The sequence below is a fragment of the Pseudomonas sp. S2_C11 genome (genome assembly GCF_054668395.1).
Window position 1 is genome coordinate 289,553 of sequence record NZ_CP162765.1, and the last position, 20,198, is coordinate 309,750.

Below are 20,198 nucleotides of genomic sequence, written 5' to 3' on the forward strand. Positions count from 1 at the left end.
TCTATGACACTTTGTTCAAAAAAGCACCAGTGCTTAACTGGTGCCATTGCTGAACACGGAGCGCCGTCATGAACCTGCATCAGTTCGCCGAAACCCACGAAGTCACCAATCAGCCGCCGTCGCTGGACGGCACCAACCTGTACCGCATCGATCTGCCGTTACAGGAGTGGTCGCGGCGTTTTGGCGCCGGTTGGGCCGAGTCGCGCATCGATGCCTATGGCGCACTCGCGGGTGGGCCTTTGATGGAAGCGGGGTTTCTCGCCAACCAGAACAAACCGGTGTTTGCCAGCCATGATCGCTACGGCCATCGCATCGATCTGGTCGAGTTTCACCCGGCCTACCACGAGCTGATGCGCACCGCGATCGAACATGGCCTGACCTCGCTGCCTTGGGCACACCCGCAGGACGGCGCACATGTCGCCCGCGCGTCGATGACCTACCTGCACAGCCAGGCCGAGGCCGGCAGTGGTTGCCCGCTGACTATGACCTTCGCCAGCGTGCCGGCCCTGCGCTTGCAGCCGGACCTGGTCGAACAGTGGCTGCCGAAAGTCCTCGCCACCGACTACGACCCGCGCAACGTCGGCATGGCGCACAAGGCTGGCGTGACCATCGGTATGGCGATGACCGAGAAGCAGGGCGGCACCGATGTGCGCGCCAACACCACCAAGGCTTATCCGGTCGGCGCCAGCGGCCCGGGTCAGGCTTATGAACTGGTCGGGCACAAGTGGTTCTGCTCGGCGCCGATGTGCGACGCCTTCCTGACATTGGCGCAAACCGACAAGGGCTTGAGTTGCTTCCTGCTGCCGCGCCATCGCCCGGACGACACGCGCAATCAGTTCTACATTCAGCGTCTGAAAAACAAACTCGGCAACCAGTCCAACGCCTCCAGCGAAGTGGAGTTTCGTGGGGCGCTGGCGTGGATGATCGGCGAAGAAGGGCGCGGCGTGCCGACCATTATCGAGATGGTGGCGATGACCCGTTTCGATTGCATGGTCGGTTCCAGTTCGCTGATGCGCCAGGCGCTGACCCAGGCCAGCCATCACTGCGCGCATCGCAAGGTCGGCGGCAAATTGCTCAGCGAGCAGCCGCTGATGCAAAACGTGCTGGCCGATCTGGCGCTGGAGAGCGAAGCCGCGCTGGCCCTGAGTCTGCGCATGGGCAAGGCGCTCGATCATCTGGATGATCGCCACGAAGCGCAATTCGCGCGGCTGGTGACGGCGGTGGGCAAATACTGGATCTGCAAACGTGCGCCAGGAATGATCAACGAAGCCGCCGAATGCATGGGCGGCGCCGGTTATGTCGAAGACAGCATCCTGCCGCGTCTGTACCGCGAAGCGCCGGTGAATTCGACGTGGGAAGGGTCGGGGAATGTGCAATGTCTCGACGTGCTGCGCGCATTGTCAAAAGAACCGGGCGTGCTCGATGTGCTGTTCAGCGAACTGGGCGACGGCCATGGCGACAAGCGTCTGGCTGCGCATATCCAGCAGTTGCAGGCGCAGTTCAAGGACACCAGTGACATTCAGTATCGAGCGCGGCAACTGACTGAAGACATCGCGCTTGGGTTGCAGGCCAAGCTTCTGTTGGAGGCGGGGAATTCAGCCGTAAGCGATGCTTTCATTGCCAGCCGTCTGAGCGGTGGCGGTGGCGGTCGTGTCTACGGCGGGTTGCCGCGTGGGCTGGACGTTGAAGCGATCGTCGCACGCTCGACCCCTCAGCTTTTCTGACCCACGTCATATCCCCCCTGTGGGAGCGAGCCTGCTCGCGAAAGCGGTGTGTCAGTCGACATCTTTATTGGATGATCCACCGCATTCGCGAGCAGGCTCACTCCCACAGAGGACATCATTGGTCTGCAGATTTAAGTGTCGCCACAACGCCACTGTTCCCGTGCGTCCACGATGCAGGCAAGATGAAGCTCTGCAAGTCAGAACACAGGAAGCTGATCGTGACCGAAGCGTTTATTGTCGTTCAAACCGCCGAACAAGCCGTGGATCGTCTGGCCGAGCTGCATGAGCGGGCCACCACTGCGCTGAATTCTGCCCTCAAGCGTTACCTCAAGGACCGCGTCGAACCCGACGCCGAACAGCGTGCCCTGTTTCGTTATCCCGAACTGCGTCTGACCTACCACTGCCAGGGCGAAGTGCCGCAGACCACCCGCGCTTACGCCAAGGTGCAGTTGCCGGGCACTTACAGCGTCACCGTCACCCACCCGGCGGCGTTTCGCAAATACCTGCTCGAACAACTGACGCCGTTGATGCACGACTTCACCGTGACCGTCGAAGTCGGCGTCAGCCAGCAGAACATTCCTTATCCGTACGTAGTCGAGCAGGGCGATGAACTGGCCGGTTCCGGCGTCACCGCGGCGGTGCTGGCGCGGGTGTTCCCGAGTACCGATCTGTCTGCCGCGACCGATGGTATTGCCGACGGCCTCTACGACTGGGAAAACACCGATCCGCTGCCGCTGGCGCTGTTTGATGCGGCGCGCGTGGACTTCTCGCTGCGCCGTCTGGTGCATTACACCGGCAGCGACTGGCGCCATGTGCAGCCGTGGATTCTGTTGACCAACTATCATCGCTACGTCGACCAGTTCATTGTTCATGGTCTGGAGCAATTGCGCCGCGACCCGCGTTTCGTACGCATGGTCCTGCCGGGCAACGTGATCATCGAGAAGAGCATGGATCACGGCGAAGCCTCGGCGATTGCCGCCGGTGTGGTCTGGCACCGTTACCAGATGCCGGCCTATCACCTGATCGCCAACGACGGCCACGGCGTCACGCTGGTGAACATCGGTGTCGGCCCGTCCAACGCCAAGAACATCACCGATCACCTGGCGGTGCTGCGTCCGCATTGCTGGCTGATGATCGGCCACTGCGGTGGCCTGCGTCAGTCGCAGACCATCGGCGATTACGTGCTGGCCCACGCCTACATGCGCCGCGACGGCATTCTTGATCGTGTGGTGCCGCCCAATATTCCCATCCCGGCACTGGCCGAAGTGCAGCTTGCGCTTCAACAGGCAGCGGCGAATGTCACCGGCGAGAAGGGCGACGATCTGAAGAAGCGCCTGCGCACCGGCACGGTTCTGACCTACGACGACCGTAACTGGGAACTGCGCTGGGCTCAGGAACGACCGCTGATCAACCTGTCCCGCGCCGTTGCGGTGGACATGGAAAGCGGCACGATCGCAGCGCAGGGTTATCGCTTGCGGGTGCCGTACGGCACGTTGCTCTGCGTTTCGGACAAGCCGCTGCACAGCGAAATCAAACTGCCGGGCTCGGCCAACGCCTTCTATGAGCGCGCGGTCAGCCAGCATTTGAAAATCGGCATCGAAGCGGTGGATCTGCTGCGTACCGAACTCAACTCGCTGCACTCGCGCAAGTTGCGCAGCTTCGACGAGCCGCCATTCCGTTAACGGTTAGTCGTGGTCATTTGGCGGTCGGGGCACTAGCATTGTCAGCCCTGATCGCTAAATGTTCTGTCTCTTATGTCCCGTCCGCCCCGTCCACCTTCGCGCCGTCCCGGTGTGAAGCCGCAATCGTCCTCGCCACGCCGTGTCGCAAAAGCGCCGCCGGCCGAGCCGAAGCTGATCCTGTTCAACAAACCCTTCGATGTGCTGACGCAGTTCAGCGACGGTGAAGGGCGGGCGACGCTCAAGGATTACATCGATGTGCCGGGGATTTATCCGGCCGGACGTCTGGATCGTGACAGCGAAGGTTTGTTGCTGCTGACCAACGACGGCCAGTTGCAGGCGCGCATCGCCGATCCGAAACACAAACTGGCGAAGACCTATTGGGTGCAGGTGGAGGGCGAGCCGACGGCTGAGCAGTTGCAGCGCCTGCGTGATGGCGTCGAGCTGAATGACGGCATGACTCTGCCCGCCCAAGCGCGGCAACTGGCTGAGCCGCAGTTGTGGCCGCGCAATCCGCCGGTACGCTTTCGCGCGACCATACCGACTTCGTGGCTGGAACTGGTGATTCGCGAAGGGCGCAACCGTCAGGTGCGGCGCATGACGGCGGCGGTCGGGCTGCCGACGTTGCGTCTGGTGCGAGTCAGGATTGGTGACTGGACCCTTGAAGGTCTGGATCAGGGCCAGTGGCGGGAAGTGCCGGCGCGCTTATAAGGCGCCGGATTCGATCAGGCCGATCACCACACTCTTGATGATGAACGCGGCCACGCCCAGGCCCAGCACGAAAAACAGAATGAACGAGCCGAACCGCCCGGCCTTGGACTTCTTCGCCAGATCCCAGACGATGAAACCCATGAAAATGATCAGGATGCTGACCAGACCGGTCATCATCCACTCTTCGAACAGTGCTGGATCCATTGGCGATCTCCGGCGCGGACAGGGCTGAAAGGGCGGCGGCGAGTATACGCCATGGTCGGTGGGGTGGCATTGATCTGGGTCTGATCCGCAATTGTTGCCCTCACCCTAACCCTCTCCCGGAGGGAGAGGGGACTGACCGAGGCGTCTGGCGTCTTACATCGACCTGAATATCGAGTCGATTATGGATTCACAACAGAACTTTCAGGTCGGCGTACTTCTAGAGCATCTCTCGGTCGGCTCCCTCTCCCTCCGGGAGAGGGGACTGACCGAGGCGTCTGGCGTCTTACATCGACCTGAAATATCGAGTCGATTATGGATTCACAACAGAACTTTCAGGTCGGCGTACTTCTAGAGCATCTCTCGGTCGGCTCCCTCTCCCTCCGGGAGAGGGGACTGACCGAGGCGTCTGGCGTCTTACATCGACCTGAAATATCGAGTCGATTATGGATTCACAACAGAACTTTCAGGTCGGCGTACTTCTAGAGCATCTCTAGGTCGGCTCCCTCTCCCTCCGGGAGAGGGGACTGACCGAGGTGTCTGGCGTCTTACATCGACCTGAATATCGAGTCGATTATGGATTCACAACAGAACTTTCAGGTCGGCGTGCTTCTAGAGCATCTCTCGGTCGGCTCCCTCTCCCTCCGGGAGAGGGCTGGGGTGAGGGGCTTTTGCTTAGCTACGCAAATGAGTCAGCGGCAATTCAGTACTGTTCAAAACCTGGTTCAGCACAAAACTCGACCGCACGCTGGTGACCCCCTCGATCCGAGTCAGGTGCCCCAGCAGTAATTTCTGATAGTGATCCATATCCGGCACCACCACTTTTAACTGGTAGTCGGCATCCACTCCGGTCACCAGACTGCATTCCAGCACTTGCGGCAACGTGCGGATTGCCGCCTCGAAATTCTCGAAGCGCTCGGGGGTGTGCCGGTCCATGCCGATCAGTACATACGCGGTCAGGCTCAAGCCGAGCATCTTGCGATCGAGCAGCGCCACCTGGCGCGAGATATAGCCATCGTCTTCCAGCTGCTTGACCCGGCGCGAGCAAGGCGAGGGCGACAGACCGATGCGTTCGGCCAGTTCCTGGTTGGAGATACGGGCGTCGCGCTGCAATTCCGCCAAAATACTCAGGTCATACCGGTCAAGTTTGCTCATCAATCTGTCCTTGGTCGTAACTATTGCGGCAGATTATCTATCCAGGGTTAAAAATTGCGCAAGCGGTGTTTAATTGAGCAATTTTCGCAATCCTGTGTCGCAGCCTCAGGCTTATTCTTAACACCAGAATCACTGCTCGGTAACACAGTCCACGCGGCCCGCCCAATCAGGCCCGCCGAGGCCGCCACCCCCACCGGGGATGTGCCGGCCCCCGAGCTGCACACTGCCCAGAAGACAGCGTGAGGTGAGCCGACGTCAAAAGCGTCGAGCCAGGACGAAGTTCTCCAGAAGGGAGGCCGACGGGTCTCCCTTTTTTCTTGCCTGCGATTTCATGTTGGCGCCTCAATAAATAAGTCGCGCGACTGATAACCTGTTGCAGAACCCGATGGGGCTGTTTCGAGTCTCAGCAACAAGCCCTGCCAACGACAGGCTCCCACAGTGAGGAAAAGCATGAATTCGCGCATCTGGCGTCTGGCCGGTGTTGGTTTGCTGTGTGTGGGGGTCAGTGCGCAAGCGCTGGCCGATGAGCCGCAGAATCGCGGGCCGGGCAACGGGCCGCAGAACGACGGGATCATCCGTGGCGACAACAGCCATCAGTTCGAGCACAACGGCCAGCCGCACAACAATGACGGTCAATGGCAGAACCGCAACCGTGTCGATGATCGTCCAGAACCGCCTCGCCAGCCGGGCAACAACCTGCCGATCCAGCCGCGACCCGACGCCGTGCACCAGACTCAGGAGCCGCGTCAGGGTTACTACCGCGACGAGCGCCCGCAGAATGGTTACCACAATCAGCAATGGCAGACGCGGCCACGTCCCGATGACAACCGCTGGCCGGGACGGCCGAACGGTCATGGCAATGGCTGGGGGCCTGGCCCGCAATATCGTCCGGGCCATGTGATCGATCGTTTCCCGGATCGTGATTACCGCGTGCCGTATCGCGGTCAGGATTACTTCTATTCCGGCGGCTACTGGTATCGCCCGCAAGGCCCGCGCTACATCGTCGTGCAGCCGCCGCGCGGGATCCGCATCCAGCATTTGCCGGATTACGCCCGTGAAGTGTGGATCGGCGGCTCGCTGCTGTTCCTCGCCGCCGGCTCGTATTACGCCTATCAAGAGGCGACGCAGGATTACGTGGTCGTCGAGCCGCCGCTGCAGCAACCGCCGCAACCGCAATCTCAAGGCTATGACGTCGAAGCCTACCCGGCCAACGGCCAGTCACCGCAGCAGGTGCAGCAGGACGGTTACCAGTGCTCGCAGTACGCTGTGCAGCAAAGCGGTTTCGACCCGCGCACCGCGACCTACCAACCGGCGCCCGAGGTGGTTCAGGCTTATCGCCAGGCGCAGGGCAACTGCCTGAGCAGTCGCGGTTACCAAGTCAATTATTGAGTGCGGGCGGCGAGCACCACTTCCTGTGGGTCGGCGTGCACCAGCACTTCGGCCTTCGGATATTCCTTGTGGATCGCCGCCGCCGCTTGATCGCTGATGCCATGGGCGACTGACAGGGTCAGTTCGCCCGGCAATTCCAGGTGCAATTGCACGAACCAGTGGTTGCCCGAGATCCGCGTGCGCAAGTCATGCGCACCGAGCACCCCCGGCACGCTGCACGCCAGTTCGAGCATGTGCTGGCTGACATCGGTCGGCAACTCCTCGTCCATCAACACCGAAAAACTTTCCCGGGCGATCTGAATCGCACTCCAGAAAATGTACACGGCGATCCCCAGCCCGAACCACGCGTCCAGTTGCGCAAAACCCATCCCGGCCAACACCAGCGCGATGAGGATGCTGCCGTTGAGCAGCAGGTCCGAACGGTAATGCAGGGAGTCGGCGCGCACGGCGTTGGAGCCGGTCTGCTTGATCACCCGGTGCTGCAACATCAGCAGCGCCGCCGTCAGCAGCAGGGAAAACACGATCACACCGATGCTCAGCCACGGCGCGCCAAGCGGCTCCGGCGTCTGCAAGCGTTGGTAGGCCTGGAACGCGATCAGCACCGCGCTGCCACCGATGAACAACGCCTGCGCCATGCCCGCCAGCGATTCGGCTTTGCCGTGGCCATAACGGTGATCGTCATCCGCCGGGCGCAGTGCGTAATGCACCGCCAGCAGATTGAGCATCGAGGTGACGCCATCCAGCGCCGAGTCGGTGAGGCCGGCGAGCATGCTCACCGATCCGCTGAGCCACCAGGCAATCGCTTTGGCGACGATCAGCGTGCACGCGACCGCCACCGAGGCGCGGGTCGCCAGCCGCAGCAGGCGGGCGTGTTCGGGGCTGGAGGTCATTGAACGTCCTTATTCAAGCGGCGGGTTGCAGGCCGAACATCGCCAGTTGCTGAGTGCTGCCCTTGTGCTGGATCAGGCGCGGGTCGTCGAGAGGAAAGTCTTTACCCAGTTCGCTCTCGAGAATCGCCTGCAACTTGTGATTGTCGACCTGACCGTCCGGGCCGATGGCTTGCTTGAGCTTGGCCGGATCGATCTGCGCGGTGTGGCCCGGTTCGAAATAGATCGCCCCGGTGGCGAAGTCGACGGCAAACGCGATCAGCCCGGGAATGATGTAGAACAGCAGGCCGACGGCATCGAGCACGGCAATCGCCGGGTCGATCTTGCCGTCGATCTGGCCACGGCGGTCCGGGTAGAAAATCGAACCGCACGCCGACAGTTGCGTGAGCAGAGTGGTGACCAGAACACCGCCGATCAGGCGAGAGGGTAAGCGCATGGAAATGTCTCCTGAGTCATCAAATAACGAAGCTTCGTCTTGTGAAGTTAAGACCCTGACGAACGTCAGACAGTTCGTCGTTATACTCGCCGCTCTGTTTGGGAGCCAGCATGATTTCTTTGCCGATCGATGATGTTTTACCCGCCCTGCGTGAAGCCCTCGCGTCACGCCACGAAGCCGTGCTCGAAGCACCGCCCGGCGCCGGTAAGACCACCCGCGTGCCCTTGGCCTTGCTCAACGAAGCCTGGCTGGCCGGGCAGACCATCGTCATGCTCGAACCACGGCGTCTGGCCGCGCGCGCAGCGGCGGAACGTTTGGCCAGCGAGCTCGGCGAGCAGGTCGGTGAAACCGTCGGCTATCGCATCCGCCTCGACAGCAAAGTCGGCCCGAAGACGCGTATCGAAGTGGTCACCGAAGGCATTCTCACCCGGCGCTTGCAGGACGACCCGGCGCTGGAGGGTGTGGGCTTACTGATCTTCGACGAATTTCATGAACGCAGTCTCGACGCCGATCTGGCGCTGGCCCTCAGTCTGAACGGTCGCGAGCTGTTTCGCGCTGAACAGCCGCTGAAGATTCTGCTGATGTCGGCCACCCTCGAAGGCGAGCGCCTGGCGGGCTTGCTCGATGACGCGCCGATCCTGCGCAGCGAAGGCCGCATGTACCCGGTGACGATGCGCTGGGGCCGGCCGTTCCAACCAGGGGAATACATCGATCAACGCGTTACCCAAACCGTGCTCGAAGCGCTGCACGACGAGACCGGCAGCCTGTTGGTGTTTCTGCCGGGGCAAGCGGAGATCCGTCGCGTGCATCAGCAATTGGCCGACGCCATTGGCGAGCGCAAAGACATCTTGCTGTGCCCGTTGCACGGCGAACTCGACCTCAATGCGCAACGCGCGGCGATCGATCCGGCGCCGCCCGGTCAGCGCAAAGTGGTGCTGGCAACCAACATCGCCGAGACCAGCCTGACCATCAACGGCGTGCGCGTGGTCATCGATGCCGGGCTGGCGCGGGTGCCGCGTTTCGACCCGGGCAGCGGCATGACCCGCCTCGACACTCAACGCATCTCCAAGGCCAGCGCCACCCAGCGTGCCGGCCGCGCCGGGCGATTGGAGCCGGGCGTGTGTTATCGCCTGTGGTCACAGGATCAGCACGAACAACTGGCGGCCTATGGCAGCGCGGAAATTCTCTCGGCGGATCTGGCCAGCCTCGCTTTGCAGCTGGGGCGCTGGGGCGTGACCCCGGGCGAACTGGTCTGGCTGGATGTGCCGCCAGCGGCCGCGTATGCGCAAGCGCAGGATCTGCTGCAACGGCTCGGCGCCTTGCACGGCGACACGCTGACGGCCCACGGCCAGGCGATGGCTGAATTGCCGGCGCATCCGCGCATTGCGCATTTGCTGTTGCGCGGTCAGGCATTGGGGCTGGCGGCGATGGCCTGCGATGTGGCGGCGCTGCTCGGCGAGCGCGATATCCTGCGCGGCGCTGGCGCGGATCTGCACAGCCGATTGGTCCTGCTTTCTGGCCAAGAACGTGCCGGTCGTGGGGCGCAGGGCGGGGTGCAACGTGCCCGGCAATTGGCTCGGCAATATCGCGGCTATCTGCGCGGCAAGCCGAGCGAACCGGTAAACGATCCCGAGCATCCACGCTGGCTCGGCGCGCTATTGGCGCTGGCCTACCCGGATCGCGTCGCCCAGCAACGGCGTGCTGGGGGGGCCGAATACCGCTTGGCCAACGGTCGCGCCGCGCTGTTCGCTGAGGCCGACAGCTTGATGAAGCATGAGTGGATTGTCATCGCCGACCTCGGCAGCCGTCAGGGCCAGCGCGAAGAACGCATCTATCTGGCGGCGGATTTCGATCCGGCGCTGTTCGACTCGGTGCTCGCCGAGCAAGTGCGCAGCGTTGACCAACTCGATTGGGATGAACGCGAAGGCGTGCTGCGTGCCGAGCGCCAGCGCAAGGTCGGCGAGCTGATTCTCAGCCGCGAACCGTTGACCGGTCTCGATGAAAACGCGCGCAGTCAGGCACTGGTCAATCTGGTGCGACGCAAGGGTCTGGAGCTGCTGCCATGGACGCCGGAACTGCGCCAGTGGCAAGCGCGGGTGGCGCTGTTGCGCCAGCTCGATCTGCGCACTCAGGACGACAGCCAATGGCCGGATGTCAGCGATACAGCGCTGCTCAATACCCTGGAAGACTGGTTGCTGCCCTATCTGGGCAAGGTCTCGCGGCTGAGCCATTTCGCCAACCTCGACCTGTCGAGCATCGTGCGCAATCTGCTGCCGTGGCCGCTGCCGCAGAAGCTCGACGAACTGGCGCCGCATCATTTGAGCGTGCCGTCGGGTTCATCGATTCGCCTGGATTACAGCGACCATCCACCGATTCTCGCGGTGCGCTTGCAGGAGCTGTTTGGTCTGGCCGATACGCCTCGGATTGCCGGCGGGAGGCAAGTGGTCAAGCTGCATCTGCTCTCGCCAGCGCGGCGGCCGGTGCAGGTCACGCAGGATCTGGCCAACTTCTGGCGCAGCACCTATGCCGAGGTGAAGAAGGATCTGAAGGGGCGTTATCCGAAGCATTATTGGCCGGACGATCCCTTGGTCGCCGAAGCCACGGCGCGGGCGAAACCACGGGGCACCTGACCCGCAATGGCTGCGTGCCATTAGCCCATCCGTGCTAATTGCCCTTGGTTGTTCAGGCTCGCAAAATCGCCGCCTGAACAATAACAAGCCTTGTTGCCTGACAACTTGCGCCCAAGGAACGGAACTGCCCATGAGCTCTTTCTTCAAGTTCAAGAAGTTGATCTTCTTGTCGGCTGCGCTGCTGGCCGCCTCTGATCCGGCAATGGCCGAAGAGTCCAACCCGATTGGCGACTGGTGGATTATCTACGGCAACGGCGTGCCCCAGAAAAACATCATGTACGTCGCTGATGCCACCTCGGTCGTGCCTTCGCAGAAAACCAAAGGCGCGACCATGGTCGCAGTGACCCTGGTGTATGAAGAGCCGGGCAAACCGATGATCGACGTCTACAACCTCGAAGCCCAATGCTCTACGGGCAAGGTGCGTTTTATCAATGGCCAGTCCATCGAGCGTCTTGCCTACACCATGCGTCATCTGAAAGTTGCCAATCAATGGCAGACCCCCAAAGAGTTCTGGGTCCAGCAAGCGCTGAAGTTTGCCTGCGCCCCTGGCAGTCGCGCGAAAAACGACATGGCCGCCGTGGGCAAGATGGAATACCTGCAGATGATCGAGATGCTGCAGCAGATGTTCTTCAAGCTCGCGCCGATCCAGCAAAAGAGCCAGATGATGGACAACATCGACAGCCTGCTCGAACTCAAGAAATAGGCCGGGGCGACCAATGACTTACACACGTTTGTGGCTGGCAACCCTAGTGGCAGGATTGCTCTTGAGCGGTTGTGGCACTATCGCGCAGAGCCGCTGGGAAGGCCGCGATCTCCAGGAAGCACTGGACCTGTTCGGCACGCCTGATTCGATGAAAAAAGAAATCGGCCCAAATGGCGAACCCTTGGCCGTGCTGACCTGGTACAAGTCCGCGAGCTGGACCACCACCGAAGCGGCTGGCACTTCGATGACCCATACCGGCAACGGCATGGTGTACACCGAGCATTATCAGCAAGTTGGGCACAGTTCCGATTGCAAATTGCAGGCGAAGATCGATCAACAGAAGAAGATTGCACAGTTCCTGATCGAGGACGGGCGAATCCTGCATGGCAAGTGCCTGGGCGTCCGGTTTGTCCCCGGTTACATTCCGCCCGGCTTCTAAGGGCATAGCGCTTATGGCGCAGCGGGTAGCAAGAAGCGCGCAATCACCGGCAAGTGGTCGGAGATGCGCAAGGTATCGTCCTGTCGCACCTGGGCTTGCAGGCGTTTGAGCTTCGGGCTGTAGAACAGATAATCCACCGTGCGATCCGGGCCGTTGAGGCCGGGGTCGTTGGGGTAATGGGTCAGCCATTTGGCCCGGTCGATGCCGCCAGCCTCGTTGTTGGTCGGGATCATCGGGTATTTGTCCCACAGCAAGTGCAGTTCGCTGTCGGCAGAGTAGGGCGTGCGGCGCTCCACGGGCAGGCGCCGGTACTGGCCCAGCGGCAGCAGATTGAAATCGCCACCGATCAGCCAGGGCAGGCCTTGGCTTTCATACTTGTCGAGCACCTTGGCCACGGCGGCGACTTGCGCCTGCAGGTGGCCGTCCGGCTCGCTGGCGCGCTGCAGATGGGTGTTGAATACGGTCAGTTGTCCGCCATCGCTGAGCGGCAGTTTGACGGCCAGCAAAGCGTCTTTGGGCTGGAACTGGCGGCTGATGAAGTTGCTCGGGGCCACGGGCAGTTGCAGGCGTTCGGCGTGTTCGATGCGATAGCGACTCAAGGTGGCCAACTGGCGGCCGACGCTGCCGTAGATATGTGGCTCGGGAACAAAATCCGCCTTCCAGTCGAAGGCGCTGGTGCTGCACGGGTACAGATCGGCGACGCGTTCCTGCAACAGCTTTAGCTGATTCTGGTAATCGCTGGCCTTGGCGCCGTCGTCGAGCTCCTGCAACAGCACCACATCGGGTTGTTCGTCGCGGATCACCCGCGCCACTTCGTCGAGGCTGAAGGCCATGTCTTCGGCGGTCGGCGCTTCGTCGTCGCCCTGAGCCAGGTCATTCCAGAATACGTAGCGCTTGCCGGCGAGGAACTGCACGTTCCAGGTCATGACTTTCAGTGCTTGCCCGGGCACCAGCGTCGGCGCCGTGGTGCTGCAACGGACCGGCAGGGTTTCGCGGGCATCGGGGCGCCAGGTCAGGCTGAACAGCAGTACGCCGAACAGGACGACGGCAAGGATGACGAGAAGCAGGGTGTAGCGCAGCAGACGGGTCATGGCTCGGCTTATAGCGTTACAGGAAGTGGCCCCGAGCATACCTGACGGCAGCCGCGAAGCCCAAGCACGGCGCGGTCAGACCGCTCCGTTACGTTTGTCAGGCAATTCGCTGATCAGCATGAACAGGCGGAACAGCACCACACTGGTGAACAGTTGCAGAAAGCTGTGGGCACTGTCGATCAGCCCGGCAATCAGCGGATTCTGCGGTTCGGGGTACACCGCCAGCGTCGCGCCCTTGAGCAACCACAACGGAGTCATCACGCAGAGAATGCACAGCAGGATGCGCCAGAAGTGCCCGCGCGTCAGGCGCAGACTTTCCTTCATTGCCTGCAACGGCCCGAGGCCGCGCAGCACCAGCAGGTATTCAGCGAAGGCGAGCATGACCATCAGCATCAGGCCCGGCAGGAAGTACAGCGACAGGCCCAGCAGAATCAGCAAGGTATTGAGCGCGGTCAGCACGGCGAAGCGTGGCCACAGGGTTGCGGCCATCGCCAGCAGGTCGCGGTTGCGCGGCGACTCGCCACGGCTGCGCGCATCGAGAAACAGGATCAGCGCGGCGGTGTACAGCGGATACACCAGCAGGCCGACGATGATGCTGACTCCGGCGAAGGTGTCCGGCCCGGTGGCGTGATCGACCGCCTGCTGCAAGAAAGCTTCGACAATCACCAGCGGCAGGCACAACTGCACGATGCTGCCCAGATGGCGTTTGAAAAAATACAAAGAGTCGCGCAGTACTTCGAGGGCATTCATCAGTCGGTATCGCAGGTCGAAAACAGTGGCTCACTTTAACCGATGCAACGCGGGGCGACACAAACGTAAACATTCGGTAAAGGTCATTGAAACGTTTTGTCACTGTCTCCATTACAGGAGAGCACCGCGCCCAGAGTGGGCGCGGGCACGTTATTACCGGCAATCTACGAGGTCGCCATGAACAGCGAAGAGCAAACCCTGATCGATGGACTGTTTTCCCGGCTGCAACAGGCCGAGACGGAGGCAGCCCCGCGCGACGCCCAGGCCGAGGCGCGGATCAAGGAACACCTGACGCGCCAACCGGCGGCAGGTTATTTCATGACCCAGGCGATTCTGGTGCAAGAGGCCGCGCTGAAAAGCCTCGATGAGCAGAACAAGCAACTGACCCAGCAAGTCCAGCGCCTGCAGGCCGAGCTGCAATCGGCCAAGGCCCAGAGTGGCGCTGCGGCAGCGAGCGGTGGCGGTGGCTTTCTGTCGAGCATTTTTGGTGGCGGCAATTCGCGTCCGGCGCCGAGCCAGAGCGCAGCGCCGTCGTCCTCCGGCGGCTGGCGTGAACCAGCGCCGCAGCAGAGCTACCAGGCACCGGCGCCACAACAGAGCTTCGGCGCCGCGCCACCCAACTATGCGCAGCAGGCAGCCCCGGCGGCGGGCAACAGCTTCCTCGGCGGCGCGCTGAAAACCGCCGCTGGCGTGGCCGGCGGTGTGATGCTGGCGCAGGGCATCAGCAGCCTGTTCCACCACAATCAGCAACCGGAAGAAATCGTCGAGGTCATCAAGGAAGAACCGGCGCAGGTCGCCGATCAGAGCAACAACGGCTGGGGCGATGATCAGCGCGTGGCGGACAACGGCTTCTCGGGCAATGACCAGGGCGGTTTCAGCGACGCCGATTACAGCAGCGACAATTCGTCGTTCTTCGATGACGACGACTCTTTCGTCTGACATAGCCTTTCAAGGCTGACATCGACCCCTGTGGCGAGGGGATTTATCCCCGTTGGGCTGCGTAGCAGCCCCGCTTTTCCTAATTGGAGCGAGGACTGCTGCGCAGCCCAGCGGGGCGGTGCGACGTTTCGCTAAATCCCCTCACCACAACACCGTTTGTCAGGGACATCTCGGCGCCAGCCGGTGATTATTCGCTGAATCTTTCTCTTGGCTGGCATACTGATCGCCTTTTTCAGGCCTGATCGCCTGACCCCGCTTCGTGCGCTTGTGCGCCCACAGGAACTCCGGTGAAAAAAATCGCAGTGTTCGCCGATGTGCAGAACCTCTACTACACCGTGCGTCAGGCCTATGGTTGCCACTTCAACTACGCCGCATTGTGGGCGGACATCAGCAAGAACGGGCAGATCGTCGAGGCCTACGCCTACGCGATCGACCGTGGCGACAGCAAGCAGCAGCAGTTTCAGCAGATCCTGCGCAACCTCGGCTTCATCGTGAAGCTCAAGCCCTACATCCAGCGCAGCGACGGCTCGGCCAAGGGTGACTGGGACGTGGGCATTACCCTGGACATCATGGACGCCGCCGACCATGTCGACGAAGTGGTGCTGGCCTCCGGTGACGGCGATTTCGACATGCTGCTCGAGCGCATCATCAACAAGCACGGTGTGCAAGCGGTGGCCTACGGCGTCCCTGGCCTGACCGCCAACTCGCTGATCCGCGCCGCCAGCCGCTACGTGCCGATCGAAGGCGCGCTGCTGTTAAAGAATTAAGCTCAAGAACTTATCTGTACGGAGTTGAACCCGGTTTGGAACGCATCGCAGTCATCGACTTTGAAACCACCGGCCTGTCGCCGAACAGCAGCTGCCGCGCCACGGAAATCGCCGTGGTCATGCTGGAAAACGGCCGCATCGTCGAGCGTTACCAGAGCCTGATGAACGCCGGCGTGCGCGTCCCCGCGTTCATCGAGCAACTGACCGGCATCAGCAACGCCATGCTGCGCACCGCGCCGCCGGCCGAGCGGGTGATGGAAGAGGTCAACGAATTCGTCGGCTGCACGCCGTTGCTGGCGCACAACGCCTCGTTCGACCAGAAGTTCTGGGATTTCGAACTGGGGCGGATCAAACGCACACGCCTGCAGAATTTCGCCTGTTCACTGCTGCTGGCGCGGCGCCTGATGCCGGCGGCGCCGAATCACAAGCTCGGTACGCTCACCACGTTCGCGCAGTTGCCGCACACCGGCCAGGCTCACCGGGCCATGGCCGATGCCGAGATGGCGGCCAATCTGATGGCGCATTTGGCGCAAGAGCTGCGAGGCAAACATGGAGTGCGCGAGTTGAATCACGACCTGCTGTGCAAGTTGCAGAAAGTCCCTGCCGCAAAAGTCGGCGAGCATCTGCAGCGTTATCGCTGATCCCGGGTACTCCGACTGATCGTTCCCACGCCCAGCGTGGGAATGAAGCCCGGGACGCTCCGCGTCCCTTTCAAAGCCGAACGCAGAGCGTCCGTTGAGGCATTCCCACGCGGAGCGTGGGGACGATCCATGCGGTGTGTCATTCAACGCAACTGTGACTGATACACCGCTTTCGCGAGCAGGCTCGCTCCCACAAGGACCTTAGCGGTCTCAGTTGCTTTCATGCAAAAGTGTACCGGCGCGAAAAACAGGTTTTGTAACTTATTTTTGCGCGGCGGCCTTTCTAGAATAAACCGTTCACCGAATCTGACTGTCGAGCTGCCCATGCCTGCCTTGCGCCGTTTTTCCCTGCCGTTGATCGCTGCGTTTTTTGCGTTGTACGTGATTTGGGGATCGACCTATCTGGTGATTCGCATCGGCGTCGAATACTGGCCGCCGCTGTTGCTGGCCGGGGTGCGCTTTGTCATTGCCGGCAGCTTGATGTATGCCTGGCTGCGCTGGCGCGGGGCTGCGGCGCCGACCTGGGCGCAGTGGAAAGCGGCGGGGCTGGTCGGCATTCTGCTGCTCAGTTTTGGTAATGGCGCGGTCAGCGTGGCCGAGCACACTGGTGTGGCTTCCGGCGTTGCCGCGCTGGCGGTGGCGACGGTGCCACTGTTCACCTTGTTGTTCGGCTACTTCTGGGGCGCGCGCAATACGCGACTGGAGTGGGCCGGTGTGGCGTTGGGGATTATTGGCATCGCCATGCTCAACATGGGTTCCAACCTGCAATCGAGCCCGCTCGGCGCGATGTTGCTGATCTTCGCGGCGGCGAGCTGGGCGTTCGGTTCGGTATGGAGCAAGCATCTGCCGCTGCCAGCAGGGGCGATGGCCAGTGCGGTGGAAATGCTCGTCGGCGGCGTGGTCTTGCTGATCGGCAGTGCGCTGAGTGGCGAGCACCTGCAAGCCATGCCGCCGCTCGAGGGTTGGCTGGCGCTGGCCTATCTGATCTTCTTTGGCTCAATCATCGCCTTCAATTCCTACATGTATCTGCTCAAACACGTGCGCCCGGCGGCGGCGACCAGTTATGCCTACGTCAACCCGGCGGTGGCGGTGTTGCTCGGCGTGGTGTTTGTCGGCGAGACCATCGGCATCGAAGAAGCGCTGGCGATGCTGGTGATCATCAGCGCCGTGCTGCTGATCAGCCTGCCGCAGTGGCGTCGACCTGCGCAGCCACCCGTGGAAGAGGCGAAAGCCGTTCCGACGGAAGCGCGTACGAATTAGGGTAAACTGCGCGGCATTGCATCCCCGCGTCATTTTTTCCTACGGTACTCCCATGACTTTCGCCTCCCTTGGCCTGATCGAACCCTTGCTGCGCTCCCTCGAGACGCTCGGCTACCAGACCCCGACGCCGGTGCAGGCGCAAGCCATTCCGGCGGTGCTGGCCGGTCGTGACCTGATGGCAGCGGCCCAGACCGGCACCGGTAAAACTGCCGGTTTCGCTTTGCCGCTGTTGCAGTTGCTGACCATGGAAGGGCCGAAAGTCACCGCCAATTCGGCGCGTGCGCTGATTCTGGTGCCGACCCGCGAGCTGGCCGAGCAGGTCCACGAAGCCGTGCGCCAGTACGCGGAAAACCTGCCGCTGCGTACTTACGCGGTGTATGGCGGTGTCAGCATCAACCCGCAGATGATGAAGCTGCGCGGCGGCGTCGATGTGCTGGTCGCCACACCCGGTCGCTTGATCGACCTGTTCCGCCAGAACGCGCTGAAACTCGATCAACTGCAAACGCTGGTGCTGGATGAAGCCGATCGTATGCTCGACCTGGGCTTCTCCGAAGAACTGGCGAATATTTACCGCATGCTGCCGAAAAAACGCCAGACCCTGCTGTTTTCCGCGACCTTCTCCGATGATATCCGCCTGCTTGCCGGGCAGATGCTCAACGATCCTTTGAGCGTCGAAGTCAGCCCGCGCAACGTCGCTGCCAACACGGTCAAGCAGTGGATCGTCACCGTAGACAAGAAGCGCAAGGCTGAACTGTTCGTGCACCTGATGCGCAAGAACAAGTGGAAGCAGGTGCTGGTGTTCGCCAAAACCCGCAATGGCGTCGATGCGCTGGTGGAAAAACTTCAGGGCCTCGGTGTGAATGCTGACGGCATCCATGGCGACAAACCGCAGGCCACGCGCCAGCGCGCGCTGGACCGTTTCAAGCTCAGCGAAGTGCAGATTCTGGTCGCGACCGACGTCGCCGCCCGTGGTCTGGACATCGAAGACCTGCCGCTGGTGGTCAACTTCGATCTGCCGATCGTCGCCGAGGATTACATTCACCGCATCGGCCGCACTGGCCGCGCGGGTGCCACCGGTGAGGCGATTTCGCTGGTGTGTGCCGATGAAGTGAACATGCTCTCGGCCATCGAAATGCTGACGCGGCAGAACCTGAAGCGCCAGAACGAGCCGGATTTCGAACCTGAGCACCGCGTGCCTGATACCGATGCCAGCGGTCAGGTGATCAAGAAGCCGAAGAAACCGAAGAAGCCGAAAGCCTCGGGCGGTGGCGGTGGAAAACGCAATCTGGGCAAGTGGGTCGACAGCGGCGAGACCTCGGCACCGGAGCCATCGATCAAGCCAGTGCGCAAAGTGCCGGTGTTCAATACTGGGCCGCGTAAGCGCAAGCCGTGATTTGATGCGGCGTCTGCGATAACGCCTTCGCGAGCAGGCTCGCTCTCACATTGGGGATGCGTTTCCCTGTAGGAGCTGCGGAACGCTGCGATCTTTTGATGTTGATGTTGATTTTTGAAGATCAAAAGATCGCAGCCTCGTTTCACTCGTCAGCTCCTACAGGGGTTTGTGCTTAAGCCACTGCACGATTCCCAGCCCAGCCGCCCGCCCACTGGCAAAACACCCGGTCAGCAAGTAGCCGCCCGTCGGCGCTTCCCAGTCGAGCATCTCGCCCGCACAAAACACCCCCGGAAGCGCCTTGAGCATCAAGCGCTCATCCATCGCCTCGAATCTCACGCCACCAGCACTGCTGATCGCTTCATCCAGCGGACGGGTTTTCACCAGTGTCAGCGGCAACGCTTTGATCGCTCGGGCCAACAGCGCCGGATTGGCGAAGGTTTCGGCATCGGTCAGCTCGCGCAACAACGCTGCTTTAACCCCATCAATCCCCACCTGACTGTGCAGATGCTTGGCCATTGAGCGCGAGCCACGTGGTTTGCTCAGGGCTGCCTGCAATTTATCCACAGGCCGGCCGGGCAGCAGGTCGATGTGGATAACCGCTGCGCCATAGCGATTGATTTCCTCACGAATCGGCGCCGACAGCGCATAGATCAGGCTGCCTTCAATGCCGGTCGCGGTGATCACGCATTCGCCCAAGCGCGGGATGTCGTCGTTCAAACCGATGGCAATGTTTTTCAGCGGCGCGCCGGCGAATTTGCTCACCATCAGATCGCTCCAGGCCTGCACCTCGAAGCCGCAATTGCTTGGCTGCAACGGTGCCAGATCCACGCCGCGCTGCTCCAGCGGCAACATCCACGCGCCATCCGAGCCCAGGCGCGCCCAACTGCCGCCGCCGAGGGCGAGCAGGGTGGCGTCGGGGTTTACGCTGATTTCGCCTTGCGGGCTGGCGATCCGCAGTGCACCGCTTGCGTCCCAGCCGAGCCAACGATGGCGGGTGTGGATAACCACGCCGCTGTCGCGCAGGCGCTTGAGCCAGGCGCGCAACAGCGGGGCGGCTTTCATGTCGGTGGGGAACACGCGGCCGGAGCTGCCGACGAAGGTTTCGATGCCCAGATCGTGAATCCACTGGCACAAGGCATCGGCATCGAATGCGCGCAGCAGCGGGGCGATCTGCGGTGCGCGTTCAGCGTAGCGGGAGAGAAACGCCGGGTACGCTTCGGAGTGGGTGATGTTCATGCCGCCGACCCCGGCCAGCAGGAACTTGCGCCCAACCGAGGGCATGCCGTCGTACACGTCGACGCGGATTCCGGCCTGGCTCAGCACTTCGGCGGCCATCAGGCCTGCGGGGCCACCGCCGATGATGGCGACGAGGGGGGTGGCGGAGGCGGAGTTCTGGGTCATGG

General features: G+C 61.8%; 19 protein-coding genes. 12 read left to right on the top strand and 7 right to left on the bottom strand.

The genetic code is table 11. The features are described 5' to 3' along the window. Window positions 1-68 precede the first annotated feature (68 nt). The 3 genes from AB4N48_RS01385 (at window position 69) to AB4N48_RS01395 (ending at window position 4,114) form a co-directional block, all read left to right on the top strand. Window positions 69-1,724, top strand: a complete 1,656-nt coding sequence (locus tag AB4N48_RS01385; RefSeq protein WP_460094668.1) for an acyl-CoA dehydrogenase family protein — start codon at window positions 69-71, stop codon at window positions 1,722-1,724. A 182-nt stretch (window positions 1,725-1,906) separates the two neighbouring features. Beyond that, window positions 1,907-3,406: an AMP nucleosidase gene (gene amn, locus AB4N48_RS01390; RefSeq protein ID WP_167351308.1), complete on the top strand. Its 1,500-nt coding sequence runs from the start codon at window positions 1,907-1,909 to the stop codon at window positions 3,404-3,406. A 72-nt stretch (window positions 3,407-3,478) separates the two neighbouring features. Then, the gene (locus AB4N48_RS01395; RefSeq protein WP_095181889.1) at window positions 3,479-4,114 is read left to right on the top strand and encodes a pseudouridine synthase; all 636 of its coding nucleotides are present in this window, start codon (window positions 3,479-3,481) and stop codon (window positions 4,112-4,114) included. On the opposite strand, the gene AB4N48_RS01400 is transcribed toward AB4N48_RS01395, so the two are convergent. Both AB4N48_RS01400 and AB4N48_RS01405 read right to left on the bottom strand, forming a co-directional pair. Then, window positions 4,109-4,318 (bottom strand): DUF2788 domain-containing protein, encoded by a 210-nt coding sequence (locus AB4N48_RS01400; protein WP_016773053.1) that lies wholly within the window; start codon window positions 4,316-4,318, stop codon window positions 4,109-4,111. The two genes, AB4N48_RS01395 and AB4N48_RS01400, sit on opposite strands and share 6 nt — an antisense overlap. 672 nt (window positions 4,319-4,990) lie before the next feature. Beyond that, the gene (locus AB4N48_RS01405; RefSeq protein ID WP_007909658.1) at window positions 4,991-5,470 is read right to left on the bottom strand and encodes an Lrp/AsnC family transcriptional regulator; all 480 of its coding nucleotides are present in this window, start codon (window positions 5,468-5,470) and stop codon (window positions 4,991-4,993) included. Between the two features lie 450 nt (window positions 5,471-5,920). Here AB4N48_RS01405 and AB4N48_RS01410 point away from each other — a divergent pair, with 450 nt between their 5' ends. After that, on the top strand, window positions 5,921-6,859 hold the full coding sequence (locus AB4N48_RS01410; protein ID WP_460094671.1) for a DUF6515 family protein: 939 nt from the start codon (window positions 5,921-5,923) through the stop codon (window positions 6,857-6,859). On the opposite strand, the gene AB4N48_RS01415 is transcribed toward AB4N48_RS01410, so the two are convergent. Further along, window positions 6,853-7,749, bottom strand: coding sequence for a cation diffusion facilitator family transporter (locus AB4N48_RS01415; protein WP_073475637.1), 897 nt, complete (start codon window positions 7,747-7,749; stop codon window positions 6,853-6,855). The genes AB4N48_RS01410 and AB4N48_RS01415 overlap by 7 nt on opposite strands. A 13-nt stretch (window positions 7,750-7,762) precedes the next feature. Beyond that, entirely contained in the window at window positions 7,763-8,182 is a 420-nt protein-coding gene (locus tag AB4N48_RS01420; protein WP_252868336.1) for a polyribonucleotide nucleotidyltransferase, read from the bottom strand. Window positions 8,183-8,292: 110 nt separating this feature from the next. Between AB4N48_RS01420 and hrpB the strand changes: the two genes are divergently transcribed. The 3 genes from hrpB to AB4N48_RS01435 all read left to right on the top strand — a co-directional run bounded on the left by hrpB (window position 8,293) and on the right by AB4N48_RS01435 (window position 11,954). After that, a complete protein-coding gene (gene hrpB, locus AB4N48_RS01425) occupies window positions 8,293-10,812 on the top strand; it encodes an ATP-dependent helicase HrpB (protein WP_460094673.1) in 2,520 nt (839 codons plus the stop codon). A gap of 130 nt (window positions 10,813-10,942) precedes the next feature. After that, window positions 10,943-11,515, top strand: coding sequence for a hypothetical protein (locus AB4N48_RS01430; protein WP_041477744.1), 573 nt, complete (start codon window positions 10,943-10,945; stop codon window positions 11,513-11,515). 13 nt (window positions 11,516-11,528) lie between these two features. Then, complete coding sequence (locus AB4N48_RS01435) at window positions 11,529-11,954, top strand: hypothetical protein (RefSeq protein ID WP_052392144.1); 426 nt, start codon at window positions 11,529-11,531, stop codon at window positions 11,952-11,954. A gap of 11 nt (window positions 11,955-11,965) precedes the next feature. On the opposite strand, the gene AB4N48_RS01440 is transcribed toward AB4N48_RS01435, so the two are convergent. Continuing rightward, complete coding sequence (locus AB4N48_RS01440) at window positions 11,966-13,045, bottom strand: endonuclease/exonuclease/phosphatase family protein (RefSeq protein ID WP_460094676.1); 1,080 nt, start codon at window positions 13,043-13,045, stop codon at window positions 11,966-11,968. A gap of 75 nt (window positions 13,046-13,120) precedes the next feature. After that, the gene (locus AB4N48_RS01445; RefSeq protein ID WP_016773061.1) at window positions 13,121-13,795 is read right to left on the bottom strand and encodes a YciC family protein; all 675 of its coding nucleotides are present in this window, start codon (window positions 13,793-13,795) and stop codon (window positions 13,121-13,123) included. A 177-nt stretch (window positions 13,796-13,972) separates the two neighbouring features. Here AB4N48_RS01445 and AB4N48_RS01450 point away from each other — a divergent pair, with 177 nt between their 5' ends. The 5 genes from AB4N48_RS01450 to AB4N48_RS01470 all read left to right on the top strand — a co-directional run bounded on the left by AB4N48_RS01450 (window position 13,973) and on the right by AB4N48_RS01470 (window position 18,795). Further along, window positions 13,973-14,734: a DUF2076 domain-containing protein gene (locus AB4N48_RS01450; RefSeq protein WP_457265196.1), complete on the top strand. Its 762-nt coding sequence runs from the start codon at window positions 13,973-13,975 to the stop codon at window positions 14,732-14,734. A gap of 287 nt (window positions 14,735-15,021) precedes the next feature. After that, a complete protein-coding gene (locus tag AB4N48_RS01455) occupies window positions 15,022-15,501 on the top strand; it encodes a LabA-like NYN domain-containing protein (RefSeq protein WP_041477747.1) in 480 nt (159 codons plus the stop codon). A gap of 35 nt (window positions 15,502-15,536) precedes the next feature. After that, entirely contained in the window at window positions 15,537-16,142 is a 606-nt protein-coding gene (locus AB4N48_RS01460) for a 3'-5' exonuclease (protein WP_024014425.1), read from the top strand. Between the two features lie 324 nt (window positions 16,143-16,466). Continuing rightward, window positions 16,467-17,402 (top strand): drug/metabolite exporter YedA, encoded by a 936-nt coding sequence (gene yedA, locus AB4N48_RS01465; RefSeq protein ID WP_041477748.1) that lies wholly within the window; start codon window positions 16,467-16,469, stop codon window positions 17,400-17,402. 52 nt (window positions 17,403-17,454) lie between these two features. Further along, window positions 17,455-18,795 carry a DEAD/DEAH box helicase gene (locus AB4N48_RS01470; protein ID WP_041477749.1) on the top strand — a complete coding sequence of 447 codons (1,341 nt, stop codon included), beginning with the start codon at window positions 17,455-17,457 and terminating at the stop codon, window positions 18,793-18,795. Window positions 18,796-18,951: 156 nt separating this feature from the next. On the opposite strand, the gene AB4N48_RS01475 is transcribed toward AB4N48_RS01470, so the two are convergent. Then, on the bottom strand, window positions 18,952-20,196 hold the full coding sequence (locus tag AB4N48_RS01475; protein WP_460094678.1) for a TIGR03862 family flavoprotein: 1,245 nt from the start codon (window positions 20,194-20,196) through the stop codon (window positions 18,952-18,954). Between the last annotated feature and the right edge of the window lie 2 nt (window positions 20,197-20,198).

Excerpts from the sequence above, each read along its gene's own strand:
- AB4N48_RS01385 (WP_460094668.1), top strand. The coding sequence starts at position 69 with ATGAACCTGCATCAGTTCGCCGAAACCCACGAAGTCACCAATCAGCCG.
- amn (WP_167351308.1), top strand. The coding sequence starts at position 1,907 with ATGAAGCTCTGCAAGTCAGAACACAGGAAGCTGATCGTGACCGAAGCG.
- AB4N48_RS01395 (WP_095181889.1), top strand. The coding sequence starts at position 3,479 with ATGTCCCGTCCGCCCCGTCCACCTTCGCGCCGTCCCGGTGTGAAGCCG.
- AB4N48_RS01400 (WP_016773053.1), bottom strand. The coding sequence starts at position 4,318 with ATGGATCCAGCACTGTTCGAAGAGTGGATGATGACCGGTCTGGTCAGC.
- AB4N48_RS01405 (WP_007909658.1), bottom strand. The coding sequence starts at position 5,470 with ATGAGCAAACTTGACCGGTATGACCTGAGTATTTTGGCGGAATTGCAG.
- AB4N48_RS01410 (WP_460094671.1), top strand. The coding sequence starts at position 5,921 with ATGAATTCGCGCATCTGGCGTCTGGCCGGTGTTGGTTTGCTGTGTGTG.
- AB4N48_RS01415 (WP_073475637.1), bottom strand. The coding sequence starts at position 7,749 with ATGACCTCCAGCCCCGAACACGCCCGCCTGCTGCGGCTGGCGACCCGC.
- AB4N48_RS01420 (WP_252868336.1), bottom strand. The coding sequence starts at position 8,182 with ATGCGCTTACCCTCTCGCCTGATCGGCGGTGTTCTGGTCACCACTCTG.
- hrpB (WP_460094673.1), top strand. The coding sequence starts at position 8,293 with ATGATTTCTTTGCCGATCGATGATGTTTTACCCGCCCTGCGTGAAGCC.
- AB4N48_RS01430 (WP_041477744.1), top strand. The coding sequence starts at position 10,943 with ATGAGCTCTTTCTTCAAGTTCAAGAAGTTGATCTTCTTGTCGGCTGCG.
- AB4N48_RS01435 (WP_052392144.1), top strand. The coding sequence starts at position 11,529 with ATGACTTACACACGTTTGTGGCTGGCAACCCTAGTGGCAGGATTGCTC.
- AB4N48_RS01440 (WP_460094676.1), bottom strand. The coding sequence starts at position 13,045 with ATGACCCGTCTGCTGCGCTACACCCTGCTTCTCGTCATCCTTGCCGTC.
- AB4N48_RS01445 (WP_016773061.1), bottom strand. The coding sequence starts at position 13,795 with ATGAATGCCCTCGAAGTACTGCGCGACTCTTTGTATTTTTTCAAACGC.
- AB4N48_RS01450 (WP_457265196.1), top strand. The coding sequence starts at position 13,973 with ATGAACAGCGAAGAGCAAACCCTGATCGATGGACTGTTTTCCCGGCTG.
- yedA (WP_041477748.1), top strand. The coding sequence starts at position 16,467 with ATGCCTGCCTTGCGCCGTTTTTCCCTGCCGTTGATCGCTGCGTTTTTT.
- AB4N48_RS01470 (WP_041477749.1), top strand. The coding sequence starts at position 17,455 with ATGACTTTCGCCTCCCTTGGCCTGATCGAACCCTTGCTGCGCTCCCTC.
- AB4N48_RS01475 (WP_460094678.1), bottom strand. The coding sequence starts at position 20,196 with ATGACCCAGAACTCCGCCTCCGCCACCCCCCTCGTCGCCATCATCGGC.